Source organism: Pseudomonas sp. R3-56 (genome assembly GCF_051132075.1).
In the GTDB taxonomy this organism is placed as follows: Bacteria; Pseudomonadota; Gammaproteobacteria; order Pseudomonadales; family Pseudomonadaceae; genus Aquipseudomonas.
Genome location: NZ_CP071657.1, coordinates 1262278 through 1280100 on the forward strand (window position 1 = coordinate 1262278; position 17823 = coordinate 1280100).

Genomic DNA, 17823 nt, shown 5'->3' on the forward strand with positions numbered 1-17823 from the left:
TGGGAGCGAGCTTGCTCGCGGTGGCGTCCGGTCAGTCAATATTTATTCACTGACCCACCGCTATCGCGAGCAAGCTCGCTCCCACAGGAGCATCGCTCAACCTGAAAAATCGCAATCCTCGGCTTCGTCAAATTCCCCCAGACCGCCATACAGACGCACCACCACCCTCGGCTATACTCCCGGCAATTCAAAGTACCCGAGGTTTTCCTGTGAAGAACTGGACGTTGCGCCAACGCATTCTGGCGAGTTTTGCCGTGATCATTGCCATCATGTTGCTGATGGTGGTGGTCACTTACTCGCGGTTGTTGAAGATCGAGGCCAGTGAACAGGAAGTACGTACCGACGCTGTTCCAGGGGTGTATTACAGTTCCATGATTCGTGGGGGCTGGGTCGACAGTTACGTCAAGACCCAGCAGCTCGTGGGTCTGTCCGATCACCGGGAAATCACCGACGAAGACAAGGCGCTCTACCAGCGGTACGAGCAGCATCTGCGCGATGAAATGCAGCAATACCAGAAGCTGATCCAGGACCCGGCCGACCAGGCCTCATTCGATGAATTCGAAGTCAATCACCAGGACTTCAACAAAGCCCTGGCGAAGGTACTGGATATGTACCAGCGCAAGGACTACGAAGGCGCTCGGCTGGCGGTGGAAAAAGACCTGACGCCGGCATGGCTCGACGGTCGTGGGCACTTGAACCAGATCATCGAGCGCAATCGTGAGTTGGCTGAGCAGGCCGCCCTGACCATCGGCCGTGCGGTGACCGCCGCCGAGGTCGCCATGGGCCTGTCGTTTGTCGTCGCGGTGCTGGTGGCTGTTCTTTGCGGCCTGTTGCTGATGCGCGCGATCATGGCGCCGATGAGCCGCATCGTCGAGATACTCGATGTCATGCGCAGCGGCGATTTGAGCGGACGCCTGAACCTGGCGCGCAAAGACGAGTTCGGCGCTGTGGAGACCGGCTTCAACGACATGATGGCCGAGTTGACGTCGCTGGTGTCCCAGGCCCAGCGTTCCTCGGTGCAGGTCACCACCTCGGTGACCGAGATCGCCGCGACCTCACGGCAGCAACAGGCCACGGCCACCGAAACCGCAGCCACCACCACCGAGATCGGCGCGACGTCCCGTGAAATCGCCGCCACCTCTCGCGATCTGGTGCGCACCATGACCGAGGTTTCCAGCGCCGCCGACCAGGCTTCGGTCGCCGCCGGCTCAGGTCAGCAAGGCCTGGCGCGCATGGAAGAGACCATGCATTCGGTGATGGGCGCCGCCGACCTGGTGAACGCCAAGCTGGCGATCCTGAACGAGAAGGCCGGCAACATCAACCAAGTGGTGGTGACCATCGTCAAGGTTGCCGACCAGACCAACCTGTTGTCGCTCAACGCCGCCATCGAGGCCGAGAAGGCCGGTGAGTACGGGCGCGGTTTCGCCGTGGTCGCCACAGAGGTGCGGCGCCTGGCCGATCAGACCGCTGTCGCCACCTACGACATCGAGCAGATGGTGCGCGAGATCCAGTCCGCTGTCTCGGCGGGTGTGATGGGCATGGACAAATTTTCCGAAGAAGTGCGCCGTGGCATGGCCGAGGTACAGCAGATCGGCGAGCAATTGTCGCAGATCATCCATCAGGTCCAGGCGCTGGCGCCGCGGGTGTTGATGGTCAACGAAGGCATGCAGGCCCAGGCCACCGGTGCCGAGCAGATCAATCACGCCCTGGTGCAACTGGGCGATGCCAGCAGCCAGACCGTGGAGTCCCTGCGCCAGGCCAGTTCCGCCATCGACGAGCTCAGCCAGGTGGCCGTGGGCCTGCGCAGCGGCGTCTCGCGTTTCAAAGTCTGATGAGCGATTTCGATGCCCGACGCGGTACCGGGCCGGCGGCCCGGCAGGCGTTGTTCCTGGTGTTTTGCATCGGTAACGAGCGCTACGCCCTGCAAGCCATCGATGTGGTGGAGGTGCTACCGCGCCTGCCGCTCAAGCCGATTGCCCGAACGCCGTCCTGGGTGGCCGGGGTCTTCGCCTGGCGTGGCCGGGTGGTGCCGGTGCTCGACCTGTGCGCCTTGACCTTTGGCCAGGCCGCCGAGGCGCGCACCAGCACCCGGCTGGTGCTGGTCAATTACCGGCCCCAGGCGCAGCACGCGGCGCATGTACTGGGTCTGATCCTGGAACAGGCCACCGACACCCTGCGTTGTGATCCGGCCGACTTCAAGCCTTATGGCCTGGATAACCCCCAGGCGCCTTACCTGGGCCCGGTACGGGAGGATGCCCAAGGAATGTTGCAGTGGGTACGAGTCAACGATTTGCTCGACGAGTCGGTGCGTGCGGTGCTGTTCCCCACGCCGCCGCTGGACCTTGATGGTTTCGAGGATCGGCGATGAACAACGACCAGCGTTTTTTCGATTTCCTCAAGGAGCGCATCGGCCTGGACGTGACGTCCGTCGGCACCGCGATTATCGAGCGGGCCGTGCGCCAGCGCGTCCTTGCCGTGCCCGGCCGGACCACCGATGACTATTGGCAAAGCCTGCAACATTCTGCCCAGGAGCAGCAGGCGCTGATCGAAGCGGTGATCGTCCCGGAGACCTGGTTCTTCCGTTATCCCGAATCCTTCGCGACGCTGGGGCGACTGGCCTCCCAGCGCCTCTCCGCGATCAAGCACCTGCGCGCCCTGCGCATCCTCAGCCTGCCATGCTCCACTGGCGAAGAGCCGTATTCGATCGCCATGGCCCTGTTCGACGCAGGCCTCGGGCCGCATCAGTTCAAAGTCGATGCGATGGACGTCAGCCCGCTGTCCGTTGATAAAGCCCGGCAAGCGCGTTACGGCAGGAACTCCTTCCGTGGCGCGGACCTTGGTTTTCGCGAACGGTATTTCAGTGCCGAGGAGGACGGCTATTACCTCGATGAGCGCATACGTGAACAGGTGCGCCTGCAAGTGGGCAACCTCTTGGATCCGGCCTTGCTGGTGAATGAGTCGCCGTATGATTTTGTGTTCTGTCGCAACCTGCTGATCTATTTCGACCAGCCGACCCAGCAACAGGTATTCGAGGTGCTCAAGCGCCTGACCCATCAGGACGGCGTGTTGTTCATCGGCCCCGCCGAGGGCAGTTTGCTGGGGCGGTTGGGCATGCGCTCGATCGGCATCCCCCAATCGTTCGCCTTCAGCCGCCAGGGCGCGCCCGAGCCGCAACCGCTGCCAACGCTGTTACCAAGTCCGTTGCCGATTCGCCAGCCGCCACCACGAGTCGCTGCGCCGCCGCTTCAGCCTCGACCGTTTGCAGCCAGTGTGACGCCAATCGCCCCACCCAGGAGCAGCGACCCGGTGACCTTGCTGGCCAATATCGGCGCCCTGGCCAACGGCGGCAAAAGTGCCGAGGCCCGTTCGGCTTGCGAAGAGTATTTGCGCAGCCATGCGCCCAGTGCGCAGGTGTTCTATTGGCTGGGCCTGCTCAGCGACATGGCCGGCAACGCGCTCGAGGCCCAGGGTTTTTATCGCAAGGCGCTGTATCTTGAACCGCAACACGCCGAGGCCCTGGTGCATCTGGCGGCGCTGCTGGCATCCCAGGGAGACGTGGCCGGTGCCCGTCGATTGCAGGAACGTGCGGCCCGCAGTGGGCGCCCGGCTGAGAGTGAGCGCAAACGATGAGTGGTTCGGCTTCCTATAACGTGACTCATGACGATGCCCAGGCCATCGATGACTGCTGGAACCGCATCGGGGTTCACGGCGACAAGTCCTGCCCATTGCTGGTCGAACATATCCATTGCCGCAACTGTTCGGTGTACTCGGCGGCGGCCACCCGTTTGCTCGACCGTTATGCCCTGCGCCAGGATGATCGAGAGCTGGCGCTTGCGCCGGTCGACAGCGACATCGTCACGCGCTCGGTATTGATGTTCCGCCTGGGCGAAGAATGGTTGGGCTTGAGTACTCGCAGCCTGGTGGAAGTGGCGCCGTTGCAGCCGATCCATTCGCTGCCGCACCAGCGTTCGCGTGCCTTGCTCGGCGTTGCGAATGTGCGCGGCGCCCTGGTGGCCTGCCTGTCGCTAGTCGAGTTGTTGGGGCTGGAGCCTGGTTCGGCTGCGCCTTCCGGTGGGCGAATCATGCCGCGCATGCTGATTATCGCCGCCCAGGGCGGACCGGTATTGGTGCCGGTGGATGAGGTGGACGGCATTCATGCGATTGACGAACGCATCCTGGCGGGTGCTTCGCAATCGGCGGGCAAGTACACCCGTGGCGTGTTGCAGTACAAAGGCCGCAGCCTGCGTTGGCTGGATGAAGAGCAGTTGTTGTCCGCCGTGTCCCGGAGCCTGTCATGACCCCCGATCAGATGCGCGACGCCTCGTTGCTCGAACTGTTCAGCCTGGAAGCCGAGGCTCAGACACAGGTACTCAGCGCCGGCCTGCTGGCCCTGGAGCGTGACCCGACCCAGGCTGACCATCTTGAGTCATGCATGCGCGCGGCCCACTCGCTCAAGGGCGCCGCGCGAATCGTCGGGATCCCCGCCGGGGTCAGCGTGGCCCACGTCATGGAAGACTGCCTGGTCAGCGCCCAGGAACGCCGCCTGGTATTGCGTGCCGAGCATATCGATGCCTTGCTGCAAGGCACCGACCTGCTGACGCGCATCGCGACCCCAGGCAACAGCGTCGGCGCCGAGGACATCGAGGCCTATGTCGCGTTATTGGGGCGCCTGCTGGATCCTGCCGCTGCGGCGGCTTCAAGCGCCATGTCGCCGACCAGCGAGATACCCCTCGAGCCCGTGCGGGTCGAGATGCCTGAGCCTGTGCCCATGCCCATGGAGCCTGTAGAACCGGCGACAAGGAAAAAGCATGTCACCGAGGAGGGCGAACGGGTCTTGCGGGTCACTGCCGGGCGCCTCAACAGCCTGTTGGACCTGTCGAGCAAGTCGCTGGTCGAAACCCAGCGTCTCAAGCCTTGGCTGGCGACCCTGCTGCGGCTCAAGCGCCAGCAAGGCAATGGCCTGCGTGCTCTTGAAGACCTGAATGTGCATCTCAAGGACCATGCCTTGAGTCTGCAGGCCCAGGAGGCGCTCAACGATGCCCGGCGCCTGTTGGCGGAAACCCAGCAGATCCTGGCGCAAAAAACCGCTGAGCTGGATGAGTTTGCCTGGCAGGCCGGCCAGCGCGCGCAAGTCTTGTACGACACGGCGCTGGCCTGCCGCATGCGTCCGTTTGCCGATGTGCTTGCGGGCCAGGCGCGCATGGTTCGTGACCTGGGGCGCAGCCTGGGAAAACAGGTACGCCTGGAAATCGAAGGCGAGAAAACCCAGGTCGATCGCGACGTACTGGAAAAACTCGAAGCGCCCCTGACTCACCTGCTGCGCAACGCCGTCGACCATGGCATCGAGACGCCGGAGCAACGGCTGCTGGCCGGCAAACCCGCCGAAGGCCTGATCCGCTTGCGTGCCTCGCACCAGGCCGGCCTGTTGGTGCTGGAATTGGCGGACGACGGTGCCGGCGTGGATCTGGAGCGGGTGCGCCGCAGCGTCGTGGAGCGTGGCCTTTCTCCCGAGCACACTGCCGCCAGCCTGAGCGAAGAAGAATTGCTGACGTTCCTGTTCCTGCCCGGCTTCAGCCTGCGGGACAAGGTCACCGAGGTGTCCGGGCGCGGTGTCGGCCTGGACGCTGTCCAGCACATGGTCCGGCAGTTGCGTGGCGCAGTGGTGCTGGAGCAGACGGCGGGCGTGGGCAGTCGCTTCCATCTTGAGGTGCCGCTGACGCTTTCGGTGGTGCGCAGCCTGGTGGTGGAAGTCGGCGGCGAGGCCTACGCGTTTCCGTTGGCCCATATCGAGCGCATGTGCGACCTGTCGCCCGAGGACATCGTCCAGGTCGAAGGTCGCCAGCATTTCTGGCATGAAGGCCGCCATGTGGGGTTGGTCGCCGCCACGCAATTGCTCAATCGCCCGGTAGCGCCCAACAACGGCCAGAGCCTCAAGGTCGTGGTGATCCGCGAGCGCGAAGTGATCTATGGCGTGGCGGTGGAACGCTTCATCGGCGAGCGAACCCTGGTGGTGCTGCCCCTGGATGAGCGCCTGGGCAAGGTCCAGGACATTTCCGCCGGTGCCTTGCTCGACGACGGCTCGGTGGTGTTGATCGTCGATGTCGAAGACCTGCTGCGTTCGGTAGAAAAATTGCTCGACACCGGGCGCCTGGAACGCATCGCCCGGCAGAACGAGGCCCAGGCCCCACGCAAGCGGATCCTGGTGGTGGACGATTCCCTGACCGTGCGAGAGCTGCAACGCAAGCTGTTGCTCAATCGCGGTTATGACGTGGCAGTGGCGGTAGACGGCATGGATGGCTGGAACGCGTTGCGTTCGGAGGATTTCGACTTGCTCATCACGGACATCGACATGCCGCGCATGGACGGTATCGAACTGGTGTCGCTGCTGCGCCGCGACAACCGCCTGCAATCGCTGCCGGTGATGGTGGTTTCCTATAAGGATCGCGAGGAAGATCGCCGCCGTGGCCTGGATGCCGGGGCCGACTATTATCTAGCCAAGGCGAGTTTTCATGACGACGCCTTGCTCGATGCCGTGGTCGAATTGATCGGAGGAGCGCGCGCTTGAAGATCGCCATCGTCAATGACATGCCCCTGGCGGTCGAGGCCCTGCGCCGCGCGCTGGCATTCGAGCCCGCGTATCAGTTGGTCTGGGTGGCCGCCAACGGCGCCGAGGCGGTGCAGCGTTGCCATGAATACACGCCGGACCTGATCCTGATGGACCTGTTCATGCCGATCATGGACGGTGTCGAGGCGACCCGGCGAATCATGGCCGACACGCCGTGCGCCATCGTGATCGTCACTGGCGACAGCCAGCAGAACGTCCATCGGGTGTTCGAAGCCATGGGCCATGGCGCCCTGGACGTAGTGGATACCCCGGCGCTGGGCGTCGGCAGGCCCGAGGACGCCGCTGCCCCCTTGCTGCGCAAGATCGCCAACATCGGCTGGCTGATCGGCGAGCGGGGCAACCGTGAGCGCGCCGCGCCGGCTGCGCAGCGGGCCTCGGTGTCACGCAACAGCCTGGTGGCGATCGGCTCGTCTGCCGGCGGCCCCGCCGCGTTGGAAGTGCTGCTCAAGGCGCTGCCCCGTGATTTCGCCCCGGCCATCGTGCTGGTCCAGCATGTGGACGAAGTGTTTGCCGCCGGCATGGCCGAGTGGCTTGGTGGCGTGTCGGGCCTTGAGGTCCGGCTGGCCCGCGAGGGCGAGACACCGCGAGGCGGGGTGGTGCTGTTGGCCGGAACCAATCATCATCTGCGCCTGTTGAAAAATGGCACGCTGGCGTACACGGCGGAGCCCGTCAACGAAATCTATCGGCCCTCCATCGATGTGTTTTTCGAGAGTGTCGCCAATTTCTGGAGTGGTGAGGCGGTAGGCGTGTTGCTCACCGGCATGGGCCGCGACGGTGCGCAAGGGCTTAAACTGATGCGCCAGCAGGGCTGTGTGACCATCGCCCAGGACCAGCAGAGCAGCGCGGTCTATGGCATGCCCAAGGCGGCCGCCGCTATCGACGCGGCGGCGCAGATACTCGCGCTGGACCGGATAGCGCCACGCCTGGTGGAAATTTTCAGCCAATGATGCCCTCTTGCACCCCAAGCAGTATTCAGGTGAGCCCCCATGACTGATTTACAGCTCGACGACTTCAAGCGCGATGAGAACGCCGCCATGGTCTTGCTGGTCGATGACCAGGCGATGATCGGCGAGGCAGTGCGACGCGGGTTGTCGAACGAGCAGAACATCGACTTCCATTTCTGCTCCGACCCTCACCAGGCCATCGCCCACGCCGTGCGCATCAAGCCGACGGTGATTCTCCAGGACCTGGTGATGCCCGGTCTCGACGGCTTGAGCCTGGTGCGCGAATACCGCAACCATCCGGCCACTCGCGACATCCCGATCATCGTCCTGTCGACCAAGGAGGACCCGCTGATCAAAAGCGCGGCGTTTGGCGCCGGAGCCAACGATTACCTGGTCAAGTTGCCGGACAATATCGAACTGGTAGCGCGGATCCGCTATCACTCGCGCTCCTACATGATGCTGTTGCAGCGCGACGCGGCCTACCGTGCGTTGCGGGTCAGCCAGCAGCAGTTGCTCGACACCAATCTGGTGCTGCAACGGCTGATGAACTCCGATGGCCTGACCGGGCTGTCCAATCGCCGGCACTTCGACGAATACCTGGAGCTGGAGTGGCGAAGGGCGCTGCGGGACCAGTCCCAGCTGTCGCTGTTGATGATCGATGTGGATTATTTCAAGTCGTTCAACGACAACTACGGTCACCTTGAGGGCGACGAAGCCCTGCGCAAGGTTGCCACGGCGATTCGCGATGCTTGCAGTCGTCCGTCCGACCTGCCGGCCCGTTATGGCGGCGAGGAGTTCGCCCTGGTCCTGCCCGGCACCTCGCCTGGCGGTGCACGGCTGATGGCCGAAAAGCTGCGCCAGAGCGTCGTTGCCCTGAAAATCCCGCATGCCACGCCCGACGGCGGCGAAAACCTGACCATCAGCATCGGGGTCGCGACCTTCACCCCGCAACAGGGCGGCGAGTGCCGCCAACTGATCTCGGCGGCGGACAAGGGGCTGTACCTGGCCAAGCACAATGGACGCAATCGGGTGGGGGTTGAATAAACCTGCCTGGCGAGATTGCTTTTGTGGCGAGGGAGCTTGCTCCCGCTGGGGCGCGCAGCGGCCCTGAAACCAGTTGGCTCGGTGTGCCAGGTCGATTGAGGGGGCCGTTTTGGGGCTGCTGCGCAACCCAGCGGGAGCAAGCTCCCTCGCCACGGGGGCCGTACGCTCAATCTCATTCCCCCTAAAGCCGCCAGGCGGGCTGCCGCCGACGCTTGATTACGTTATACTCGCCGGCTTTCAAAAGTTCGCCAACGAGTGCTGCCCGCCATGGAAATCAACCCGATCCTGAACACCATCAAGGACCTGTCCGAGCGCTCCGAAACTATTCGGGGGTATCTTTGACTACGATCAAAAGCATGAGCGTCTGACCGAAGTCAATCGCGAGCTTGAAGATCCGAATGTCTGGAACAACCCTTCCTACGCCCAGGAACTGGGCCGCGAGCGTTCTGCGCTGGCGCAGATCGTCGAGACCCTGGATGAGTTGTCCAGCGGCCTGGCCGATTGCCGCGACCTGCTGGACATGGCCGTCGAGGAAAACGACGAAGGCGCGGTCGGCGATGTAGTCGCCGAGCTGACGCGCCTGGACGAGAACCTGGCCAAGCTGGAGTTCCGCCGCATGTTCAGCGGCGAGATGGACATGAACAACGCCTACCTGGACATCCAGGCCGGCTCCGGCGGCACCGAGGCCCAGGACTGGGCCAACATCCTGCTGCGCATGTACCTGCGCTGGGCCGACAAACGCGGTTTCGACGCAACCATCATGGAACTGTCCGCCGGTGAAGTCGCCGGGATCAAGGGCGCAACCGTGCACATCAAGGGCGAGTACGCCTTTGGCTGGCTGCGTACCGAGATCGGCGTGCACCGCCTGGTGCGCAAGAGCCCGTTCGACTCCGGCAACCGTCGCCACACCTCGTTCTCGGCGGTATTCGTCTCGCCGGAAATCGATGACAACATCGAGATCGAGATCAACCCGGCCGACCTGCGTATCGACACCTACCGTTCCTCGGGGGCCGGTGGTCAGCACGTAAACACCACCGACTCGGCCGTACGGATCACCCACGTACCGACCAACACCGTGGTCAGTTGCCAGAACGAACGGTCCCAGCACGCGAACAAAGACACCGCGATGAAGATGCTGCGGGCGCGTTTGTACGAGCAGGAAGTGCAGAAGCGCAACGCGGCGTCCCAGGCCCTGGAAGACACCAAGTCCGATATCGGCTGGGGTCACCAGATCCGCTCGTACGTCCTCGACGCCTCGCGGATCAAGGACCTGCGCACCAGCATCGAACGCAGCGACTGCGACAAGGTGCTCGACGGCGACATCGATGAATATTTGATCGCCAGCCTCAAGCAAGGGCTGTAACGCGACACCCACGTGGCGGGCGGGCACGCTTTCGAAGCGCGGCTCGCCGGCAGACTCCGGCCCGGGCCGGGGGCAACGAACCTGTGATGGAAACCTTAAAGACATGAGCGACCTAGAACTCGACCCGCAAGCCCTGCAACAGGAAGAAAACTCCCTGATCGCCCTGCGCAAGGAAAAGCTTGCTGCCGAGCGCGCCAAGGGCCAGGCCTTCCCCAACGACTTCCGCCGCGATTCGTACTGCGATGCCCTGCAGAAGAAGTACGCGGACAAGACCAAGGAAGAGCTGGCCGAGGCGGCGATTCCGGTCAAGGTTGCCGGTCGCATCATGCTCGACCGTGGTTCGTTCCTGGTGATCCAGGACATGACCGGTCGCATCCAGGTCTACGTCAATCGCAAGACCCTGCCGGAAGAAACCCTGGCCGCCGTCAAGACCTGGGACCTGGGCGACATCATTGCCGCCGAAGGCACCCTGGCCCGCTCCGGCAAGGGCGACCTGTACGTCGAAATGACCAGCGTGCGCCTGCTGACCAAGTCCCTGCGCCCGCTGCCGGACAAGCACCACGGCCTGACCGACACCGAGCAGCGCTACCGCCAGCGCTACGTCGACCTGATCGTCAACGAAGACGTGCGCCACACGTTCCGCGTGCGCTCGCAGGTCATCGCGCACATCCGCAGCTTCCTGATGAAGCGTGACTTCCTGGAAGTCGAGACGCCGATGCTGCAGACCATTCCGGGTGGCGCGGCGGCCAAGCCGTTCGAAACCCACCACAACGCCCTGGACATGGAAATGTTCCTGCGCATCGCGCCGGAGCTGTACCTCAAGCGCTTGGTGGTCGGTGGTTTCGAGAAGGTCTTCGAGATCAACCGCAACTTCCGTAACGAAGGCGTTTCGACCCGGCACAACCCCGAGTTCACCATGCTCGAGTTCTACCAGGCCTACGCCGATTACAACGACAACATGGACCTGACCGAAGAACTGTTCCGCGAGCTGGCACAGTTGATCCTGGGCAGCACCGACGTGCCGTACGGCGACAAGGTGTTCCACTTTGGCGAGCCGTTCGTGCGCCTGTCGGTGTTCGATTCGATCCTCAAGTACAACCCGGAAATTACTGCGGCCGACCTGCAGGACATCGACAAGGCGCGTGCCATCGCCAAGAAGGCCGGCGCCAAGGTGCTCGGCTTCGAAGGCCTGGGCAAGCTGCAGGTGATGATTTTCGAAGAGCTGGTCGAGCACAAGCTGGAGCAGCCGCACTTCATTACCCAGTATCCGTTCGAAGTGTCGCCGCTGGCCCGTCGCAACGACGAGAACCCGAGCGTGACCGACCGTTTCGAACTGTTCATCGGCGGCCGTGAAATCGCCAACGCCTACTCCGAGCTCAACGACGCGGAAGACCAGGCCGAGCGCTTCATGGCCCAGGTGGCCGACAAGGACGCCGGTGACGACGAAGCCATGCACTACGACGCCGATTTCGTTCGCGCCCTGGAGTACGGCATGCCACCGACGGCTGGCGAAGGCATTGGTATCGATCGCCTGGTGATGTTGCTGACCAACTCACCGTCGATCCGGGATGTCATCCTGTTCCCGCACATGCGGCCCCAAGCGTAAGTGTTTCAATTAAAAAGCCGCCTCGATGGGCGGCTTTTTAATGCCTGTCTGGTACAAACGTATCAATTGGTTACTTCTGAAATAGCGAGGAAAGACCTGTCGTGAATCGTGCAATGGCTCCAGAAGGTGCAGCGGGCGTCGCCACTGCTGTCGCTGAAAGTGTTCAGTACCAGGGTCGTAAGGCCAGCCGACAGGGCAGTGAACAGCGCCGCCAGGAGATTCTCGACGCGGCCATGCGCATTGTCGTGCGCGATGGCGTGCGTGCGGTGCGCCACCGCGCGGTGGCCGCCGAAGCGGGCGTGCCGCTGTCGGCCACCACTTATTATTTCAAGGACATCGACGACCTGCTCACCGACACCTTCGCCCAGTACGTGGAACGCAGCGCGGCGTTCATGGCCAAGCTGTGGACCAACAATGAAGGCCTGCTGCGCGAGATGGTCGCCTACGGGGATGGCAGCGCCGCGTCGCGCTCGCAACTGGCGGACGACATCGCGCGGATGACGGCGGACTACGTGCAGCATCAATTGCACAGTCGTCGCGACTACCTGATGGCCGAACAGGCCTTCCGCCAGGAAGCACTGCTCAACCCGCGCCTGGCGGTGTTGGTGCGTTCTCACCAGCAGATTTTGCTGCACGGCACCTGCCAGTTTTTCCAGGTCCTGGGCTCCCGCGAGCCACAACAGGATGCCAAAGTGTTGACGGCGATTATCGGACGGATGGAATATCAGGGCTTGCTCAATGGCGCCGAGCCGGTAGCTGAAGAAGACATGCTCGGCATCCTGACCCGTTACATGCACTTGGTACTGGCGTCGGTGTGACCCTGGTGGGTTCACCACAGCCCCCCGTGGCGAGGGGATAAATCCCCTCGCCACAGACCATAGGGAGTTCCAATGAAAGCCTGGCGTGCCGTTGCATTGGCCGTGTCGTTGCTGCTGCTCAGTGGCTGCCTGGTGTCGTTCAAGGCGCCGTTGCCCGACAGCGAAGCCGCGCCCAAGGGCCTGCTCGGCCACTGGACCAGCACCAACGCCTGGGGCGAGCCGGTGAACCTGGAGCTGACGGAGGTCGGCAAGCATCGCTACCAGGCCGTCAGTTATTTCAGGGCCAGGCCTCAGGAGCGCGAAGCCATTCCCCTGACCGTCTCCCGCCACGGCAGTCGCTGGTATTTGTCGGCCAAGGTGCCGGCGCGCTTCGGCGGCCATTTCGTCATCGCCGGTTTCGAACTGACCGACAAGCAGGAACTGGTGGTCTACAACCTGGACATGGAACAGATCAACCAGGCCATCGGCCAGAAGCTCCTCAGCGGCCAGCCAAACCAGAGCGAAGAGGGTGATGGCGTGCTGGTGGACAGCGACATGAACAAAGTTTTCAGCTACCTCGACGACCCGGCCAATTCCGATGTGTTCTCGGAAGCCGTGCGCTACCAGCGACTGAGCAAATCCCAATAACGGCTACACGCGGACGTTTTTTCACAGGAGTTTCGGGTGGACGATTACCAGCAGACGATACGCACCTTGTCCGATCGCATTGTGCTGGCGCAAACGCCGATTCGCATTCTCGACGCGGTGAAGTGGGACGAGAGCATCCGCAAGGGGTTTCTCAAGGCCAAGGGCAAGGAAATGCCTGCGGTGGATCGTGATTATTACCTCAACCGGCCACTGTCCTTCGATTCCAGCAAAGTGAAGCTGGAGTTCCAGAACATCGAGCGCGACATCACCCGTCAGCTTGGGCAGTTCAACCCGGTGGGCCAGATCATGCGGCGCATGTGCAAGGAATACCGCATGGTGGTGCGCATGCTCGAAGCGCGCGGCACCGAGGACTTCGGGCTGATTTCCCAGGAGCTGTACGGCGCCGCTTCCGACGCCTTTCACGCCGGTGACCCGACCCTGGCCGACCTGGGCCTGATGCTCTCCGATTACCTGAACAACATCGATGGCCGTGGCGACCTCAAGGACGAGCCCAAGGTGCTCAGTGCCAAGGAGGCCGTCAGCCTGTTGCAGCATCGCCTCAACCGGGTGTTTGGCGAGGCCGAGGAAACCATTCGCGTATTCGAGTCCGACGGTATCGTTGCTGACGCGGCGGCGGGTGCCGACTACATCAAGATCCGCACCGACGCGATGTTCAACGAGCGGGATGTGCGCGCCCTGGAGGTCCACGAAGGGCTGGTGCACGTTGGCACCACCCTCAATGGTTTGAACCAGCCGATCTGCACCTTCCTGTCCAAGGGCCCGCCCTCGTCGACGGTGACCCAGGAAGGCCTGGCGATCCTGATGGAAATCATCACCTTCGCCTCCTACCCGAGCCGCCTGCGCAAACTCACCAACCGCACCCGCGCCATCCATATGGTGGAGGAGGGGGCCGACTTCCTGCAGGTCTTCGAGTTTTTCCGCGAGCAGGGCTTCGAAATGGCCGAAAGCTACGGCAACGCCAGCCGCGTTTTCCGTGGCTCGGTGCCGACCGGTCTGCCATTTACCAAAGACTTGTCCTACCTCAAGGGCTTCATCATGGTTTACAACTACATTCAGCTGGCCGTGCGCAAAGGCAAGCTGGAGCAGGTGCCGCTGCTGTTCTGTGGCAAGACCACCCTGGAGGATATGCGCACCCTGCGCCAGTTGGTGGATGAGGGCTTGGTCGTGCCGCCCAAATACCTGCCCGAGCAGTTTCGCGATATGAACGCCTTGTCGGCCTGGATGTGCTTTTCCAACTTCTTGAACCACCTGAGCCTGGACCGGATCGAAGCGGATTATTCGAACATTCTTTGAGCACAACACAGTTTCCCTGTGGGAGCGGGCTTGCTCGCGAAGACGGTGTGTCAGTTAATGACAATTTCGACTGACACACCGCCTTCGCGAGCAAGCCCGCTCCCACAGGGGGGCTGCGTATAACTTCTGATTTTTACGAGGCTTCACCGGATGCGAACCCTCGGCATCATTTGCCTGCTGCTGGCCCTGAGTGGCTGCAGCTCCCTGCTGTTCTACCCCGAACGCGGCCTGCCGTTCACGCCGCAGCGGGCCAAGCTCGAATACCGCGACGTCACCCTGACCACGGCTGATGGCCTGAAGCTGCATGGCTGGTGGCTGCCGGTGAAGCCGGGTGTCGAGGTCAAGGGCACGGTGCTGCATTTGCACGGCAACGGCGGCAACCTGTCCTGGCACCTCGGCGGGAGCTGGTGGTTGCCGGAGCAGGGTTATCAAGTGCTGATGGTCGATTACCGGGGTTATGGGGTGTCCGAGGGCGAGCCGAGCCTGCCGGCGATCTACCGGGACATCGACGCTGCGTTCAAATGGCTCGACCAATCGCCCGAGGTCCAAGGCAAGCCGCTGGTGCTGCTCGGCCAGAGCCTGGGTGGCGCGCTGGCGGTGCATTACCTGGTGGAGCATCCTCAGCGTCAACAGCAGCTCAAGGCACTGGTGCTTGATGGCGTGCCGGCCAGCTATCGCGACGTCGGACGTTTTGCCCTGAGCACTTCATGGCTGACCTGGGCGTTGCAGGTGCCGCTGTCGTGGCTGGTGCCGGACGGCGACAGCGCCATTGGCTCGATCGCACAATTGAACGGCGTGCCGAAACTGATCTACCACAGCCTTGACGACCCCATCGTGCCCCTTTCCAACGGCATCCGCTTGTATCAAGCTGCGCCGCCGCCCCGGGTCCTGCAACTGACCCGGGGCGGCCACGTGCAGACTTTCGCCGACCCGACCTGGCGAACCGTGATGCTGCGCTACCTCGACGATCCCCAGCACTTCGATGGCTTGCGCCGCCTGGGCGAGGTGCCGAACTACCCGAAATCCTACGTTGAATCATCCGAGAACCCGCAATGAGCGAAGAACGCAACGCCATCCCCCTGATCATCACCGGTATCTGCAGCATTCTCGGCACTGTCGCGGCGCTCTGGTACTACGGCTATCTGCATTTCGCCAAGCCCGAGGATGCGTTGCTGCTCAACCAGTTCACCATGCTCAAGACCGTGCCGGGCGAAGACTATAAAGTCGCCCTGGAGCCGGCGCCCCAGGTCGCCCAATGCATCGATGGGATACTGGTGCTGTTCGACACCGAGCAGAAAGGCCTGACCGGTGTGCTGATCAACGAGAAGAAACGCGCGGTGCGCTGCATGGGGCAGGAGACGCCGCAGAAGTTGCAACCGTAACCGATTCGATTTCCTGTGCGAGCCTGCTCGCGAAAGCGCTAGCTCAGTCGACAGATGTATCGATTGGATGACCGTCTTCGCGAGCAGGCTCGCTCCCACAGGGGCATGGTCAGCTAAAAAATATTCGGCCAATAAAAAGCCCCGCCTGATTGAAGTCAGGCGGGGCTTTTGCGTTGCAGTCAGCCGATCAGTTGGCGCTCATGGTCGAGCGCGGGGCGACTGGCTGGTTGTCGTTGGAAATGGTGACTTCCACGCGACGGTTCATGGCACGGCCCGAGACGCTGGTGTTGTCGGCGACCGGAAATTCCTTGCCGTAACCCTGGGTCACGATGCGGGCCGGGTCGACACCCATTTTTACCAGGGCGGTGCGCACGGAGCTGGCGCGGCGTTCGGACAGCGACTGGTTGTAGGAATCCGAACCGGTGCTATCGGTATAACCTTCGATGATCACCTTGCGATCCGGGTTTTCCTGGAGGAACTGCGCCAGTTTGCTCACATTGGTCATGCCGCTGGCGCGCAGGTCGGATTTGTTGGTGGCGAACAGCACGTCACCGAAGGTCACCAGCGTACCGCGCTCGGTCTGCTTGGCGTTGAGGCTGTCCTGCAACTGCTTGATCTGCGCGTTGCGGGCGTCGAGCAGTGCGCGGGCGCGTTCGTCGCCGGCGTTTTTCAGCTCGGCTTCGGCGTTGCGCAGGGCAATGGTCTGCTTGGCCACTTCGACGCGCTGGTTGGTCAGGTAGGCCAGTTGGTCAACCTTGGCTTCGTCTTCGTTGTCCAGGTAGGCCTTGTCGGCCTTGGCCAGGAAGTCGGAGGCCTCTTTGGTTTCCAAGGCCGCGACCTTGGTAGCCGCCGGGTCGGCCTGCAGGCCGTTGTAGTTGGTACGGGCCTGTTCCAGGTTAGCGTTCGGGTCGTGGGAGCAAGCGGCCAGGGCTACGCAGGCGGCAAGCAGGGCGGGCATCATGAAATGTTTGTGCGTCATAGTCTGTCGTCCTTTTATCAATGAGAAATACGTCGTGGCTCGAACAGGGTTACTGAACCTTGTTCATGCCTTCCTGACGCAGTTCCTGAACCCCTTTCTGGGAATCCTTGAGGGCCTGTTCGGCCTTGGCTGCCTGGGCCTTGCGTTCGGCAACGCGCGCATCCCATTCGGCCTGTTCGGCCAGACGCTTGGCCTCTTCGTAGTTCTCGTCGTGCATGGCGATCTCGGCTTGCTTGAGTTTGTCCTGGGCGGATTTCATTTCCACCGCGGCGAACTCGGTGCCGCCCGCGCTGACGGCGCTGTTGACCGCCGATTGCGTGACCGCGTATTGCTCCGAAGGTGGATTGCCGGCACAACCGGCCAGGATGAAGCTGCTACCGATAGCCAGGGCAGCCAACTTCAGGCCGCGCAAGCCAGTGGATGAGGGTTTGGCAGTGCAGGTATTCATAGGCTTCAACTCCATTGGAAAACTCCTGAAAAAACACTAATCCATGCTGGGACCGAAGCCGTGACGTCTGTTTTGGCGCTGGCGCCAGGGCGCGTTTATTTAAACGACCGTTCCAGTATGGTTACTCGGTGTGACCCGAGGCGTTTTTCAAAAGTTCAGGTAAGGATGGCCAATCGCCAAAACAAATGCTGACTGATCGGTCAGATGCCAAAAAGCTGAACTTTCAAGGTGCGCAGCGGTATTCCGGCACCAAAAACTCGGTAGCGGTGCCGGGATAACGCGATGCGGGGTGAGGGGAATCAGTGCTTTGACTTGTCGTTTTGCGAGGAGAGTTGGCGCAGATGACGACGGGACAAGGCGAGAAATCGCGGGGTCGGACCGACGTCTTCGTACAGCGGGTCGCCTTCTTCATCGGTGGCCACGACCTGCGCGCCCTTGATGTAGGGGAAGCTGGCTTCCAGCTCCTCCAGCGCCGCGCCGATCAATTCGCCGAGCAGTTCTTCGGGCTGGCGCTTGGGGTACATGTCGCAGATCGCCGCCAGGCGTGCGGCGGCTTCTACATCCAGATGAATCGTATAACCGGTCTGGGTCAGGTGACCCTTGGCGTTTTCTTCCCAGTGCTGAGCAAGTTCACGGATTTTCATGATGGCGCCTCAATGGACCCGCTCGTGGC

17 protein-coding genes are annotated in these 17823 nt (G+C 62.4%); 14 read left to right on the forward strand and 3 right to left on the reverse strand.

Going from position 1 to position 17823, the window contains the following annotated elements; translation table 11 throughout:
* Positions 1 to 209 precede the first annotated feature (209 nt).
* The 14 genes from J3P96_RS05900 (at position 210) to J3P96_RS05965 (ending at position 15723) form a co-directional block, all read left to right on the forward strand.
* Positions 210 to 1832, forward strand: coding sequence for a methyl-accepting chemotaxis protein (locus J3P96_RS05900; protein WP_434655986.1), 1623 nt, complete (start codon positions 210 to 212; stop codon positions 1830 to 1832).
* Positions 1832 to 2368: a chemotaxis protein CheW gene (locus J3P96_RS05905; protein WP_434572057.1), complete on the forward strand. Its 537-nt coding sequence runs from the start codon at positions 1832 to 1834 to the stop codon at positions 2366 to 2368. The genes J3P96_RS05900 and J3P96_RS05905 overlap by 1 nt, the downstream gene beginning before the upstream one ends.
* Complete coding sequence (locus J3P96_RS05910) at positions 2365 to 3630, forward strand: CheR family methyltransferase (protein ID WP_434655988.1); 1266 nt, start codon at positions 2365 to 2367, stop codon at positions 3628 to 3630. The genes J3P96_RS05905 and J3P96_RS05910 overlap by 4 nt, the downstream gene beginning before the upstream one ends.
* Positions 3627 to 4298, forward strand: a complete 672-nt coding sequence (locus tag J3P96_RS05915) for a chemotaxis protein CheW (protein ID WP_434572060.1) — start codon at positions 3627 to 3629, stop codon at positions 4296 to 4298. The genes J3P96_RS05910 and J3P96_RS05915 overlap by 4 nt, the downstream gene beginning before the upstream one ends.
* On the forward strand, positions 4295 to 6565 hold the full coding sequence (locus J3P96_RS05920) for a hybrid sensor histidine kinase/response regulator (RefSeq protein WP_434655990.1): 2271 nt from the start codon (positions 4295 to 4297) through the stop codon (positions 6563 to 6565). Before J3P96_RS05915 ends, J3P96_RS05920 begins: the two co-directional genes overlap by 4 nt.
* A complete protein-coding gene (locus J3P96_RS05925) occupies positions 6562 to 7572 on the forward strand; it encodes a chemotaxis response regulator protein-glutamate methylesterase (protein WP_434628651.1) in 1011 nt (336 codons plus the stop codon). The genes J3P96_RS05920 and J3P96_RS05925 overlap by 4 nt, the downstream gene beginning before the upstream one ends.
* Before the next feature lie 39 nt (positions 7573 to 7611).
* Positions 7612 to 8613: a diguanylate cyclase domain-containing protein gene (locus J3P96_RS05930; protein ID WP_434572065.1), complete on the forward strand. Its 1002-nt coding sequence runs from the start codon at positions 7612 to 7614 to the stop codon at positions 8611 to 8613.
* 267 nt (positions 8614 to 8880) lie between these two features.
* A protein-coding gene (gene prfB / locus J3P96_RS05935) for a peptide chain release factor 2 (RefSeq protein ID WP_095963568.1) occupies positions 8881 to 9976 on the forward strand; the annotation gives its coding sequence in 2 pieces (ribosomal slippage) (positions 8881 to 8952 and positions 8954 to 9976; 1095 coding nt in all).
* Positions 9977 to 10079: 103 nt separating this feature from the next.
* The gene (gene lysS / locus J3P96_RS05940; protein ID WP_434628655.1) at positions 10080 to 11582 is read left to right on the forward strand and encodes a lysine--tRNA ligase; all 1503 of its coding nucleotides are present in this window, start codon (positions 10080 to 10082) and stop codon (positions 11580 to 11582) included.
* 101 nt (positions 11583 to 11683) lie between these two features.
* A complete protein-coding gene (locus tag J3P96_RS05945) occupies positions 11684 to 12400 on the forward strand; it encodes a TetR/AcrR family transcriptional regulator (protein WP_434572066.1) in 717 nt (238 codons plus the stop codon).
* A gap of 72 nt (positions 12401 to 12472) precedes the next feature.
* Positions 12473 to 13027: a hypothetical protein gene (locus J3P96_RS05950; protein WP_305499058.1), complete on the forward strand. Its 555-nt coding sequence runs from the start codon at positions 12473 to 12475 to the stop codon at positions 13025 to 13027.
* A gap of 36 nt (positions 13028 to 13063) precedes the next feature.
* On the forward strand, positions 13064 to 14341 hold the full coding sequence (locus J3P96_RS05955) for a flavohemoglobin expression-modulating QEGLA motif protein (RefSeq protein ID WP_014336757.1): 1278 nt from the start codon (positions 13064 to 13066) through the stop codon (positions 14339 to 14341).
* A 150-nt stretch (positions 14342 to 14491) separates the two neighbouring features.
* Positions 14492 to 15397, forward strand: coding sequence for an alpha/beta hydrolase (locus tag J3P96_RS05960; RefSeq protein ID WP_434655993.1), 906 nt, complete (start codon positions 14492 to 14494; stop codon positions 15395 to 15397).
* The gene (locus tag J3P96_RS05965) at positions 15394 to 15723 is read left to right on the forward strand and encodes a hypothetical protein (RefSeq protein WP_434655996.1); all 330 of its coding nucleotides are present in this window, start codon (positions 15394 to 15396) and stop codon (positions 15721 to 15723) included. Before J3P96_RS05960 ends, J3P96_RS05965 begins: the two co-directional genes overlap by 4 nt.
* Before the next feature lie 187 nt (positions 15724 to 15910).
* Here J3P96_RS05965 and J3P96_RS05970 read toward each other — a convergent pair whose 3' ends face one another.
* From J3P96_RS05970 to J3P96_RS05980, 3 genes are all read right to left on the reverse strand, one after another.
* Positions 15911 to 16702 carry an OmpA family protein gene (locus J3P96_RS05970; RefSeq protein WP_305499061.1) on the reverse strand — a complete coding sequence of 264 codons (792 nt, stop codon included), beginning with the start codon at positions 16700 to 16702 and terminating at the stop codon, positions 15911 to 15913.
* 49 nt (positions 16703 to 16751) lie between these two features.
* Complete coding sequence (locus J3P96_RS05975) at positions 16752 to 17165, reverse strand: DUF4398 domain-containing protein (RefSeq protein WP_014336761.1); 414 nt, start codon at positions 17163 to 17165, stop codon at positions 16752 to 16754.
* Positions 17166 to 17449: 284 nt separating this feature from the next.
* Complete coding sequence (locus J3P96_RS05980) at positions 17450 to 17794, reverse strand: pilin assembly protein (protein WP_434572070.1); 345 nt, start codon at positions 17792 to 17794, stop codon at positions 17450 to 17452.
* Between the last annotated feature and the right edge of the window lie 29 nt (positions 17795 to 17823).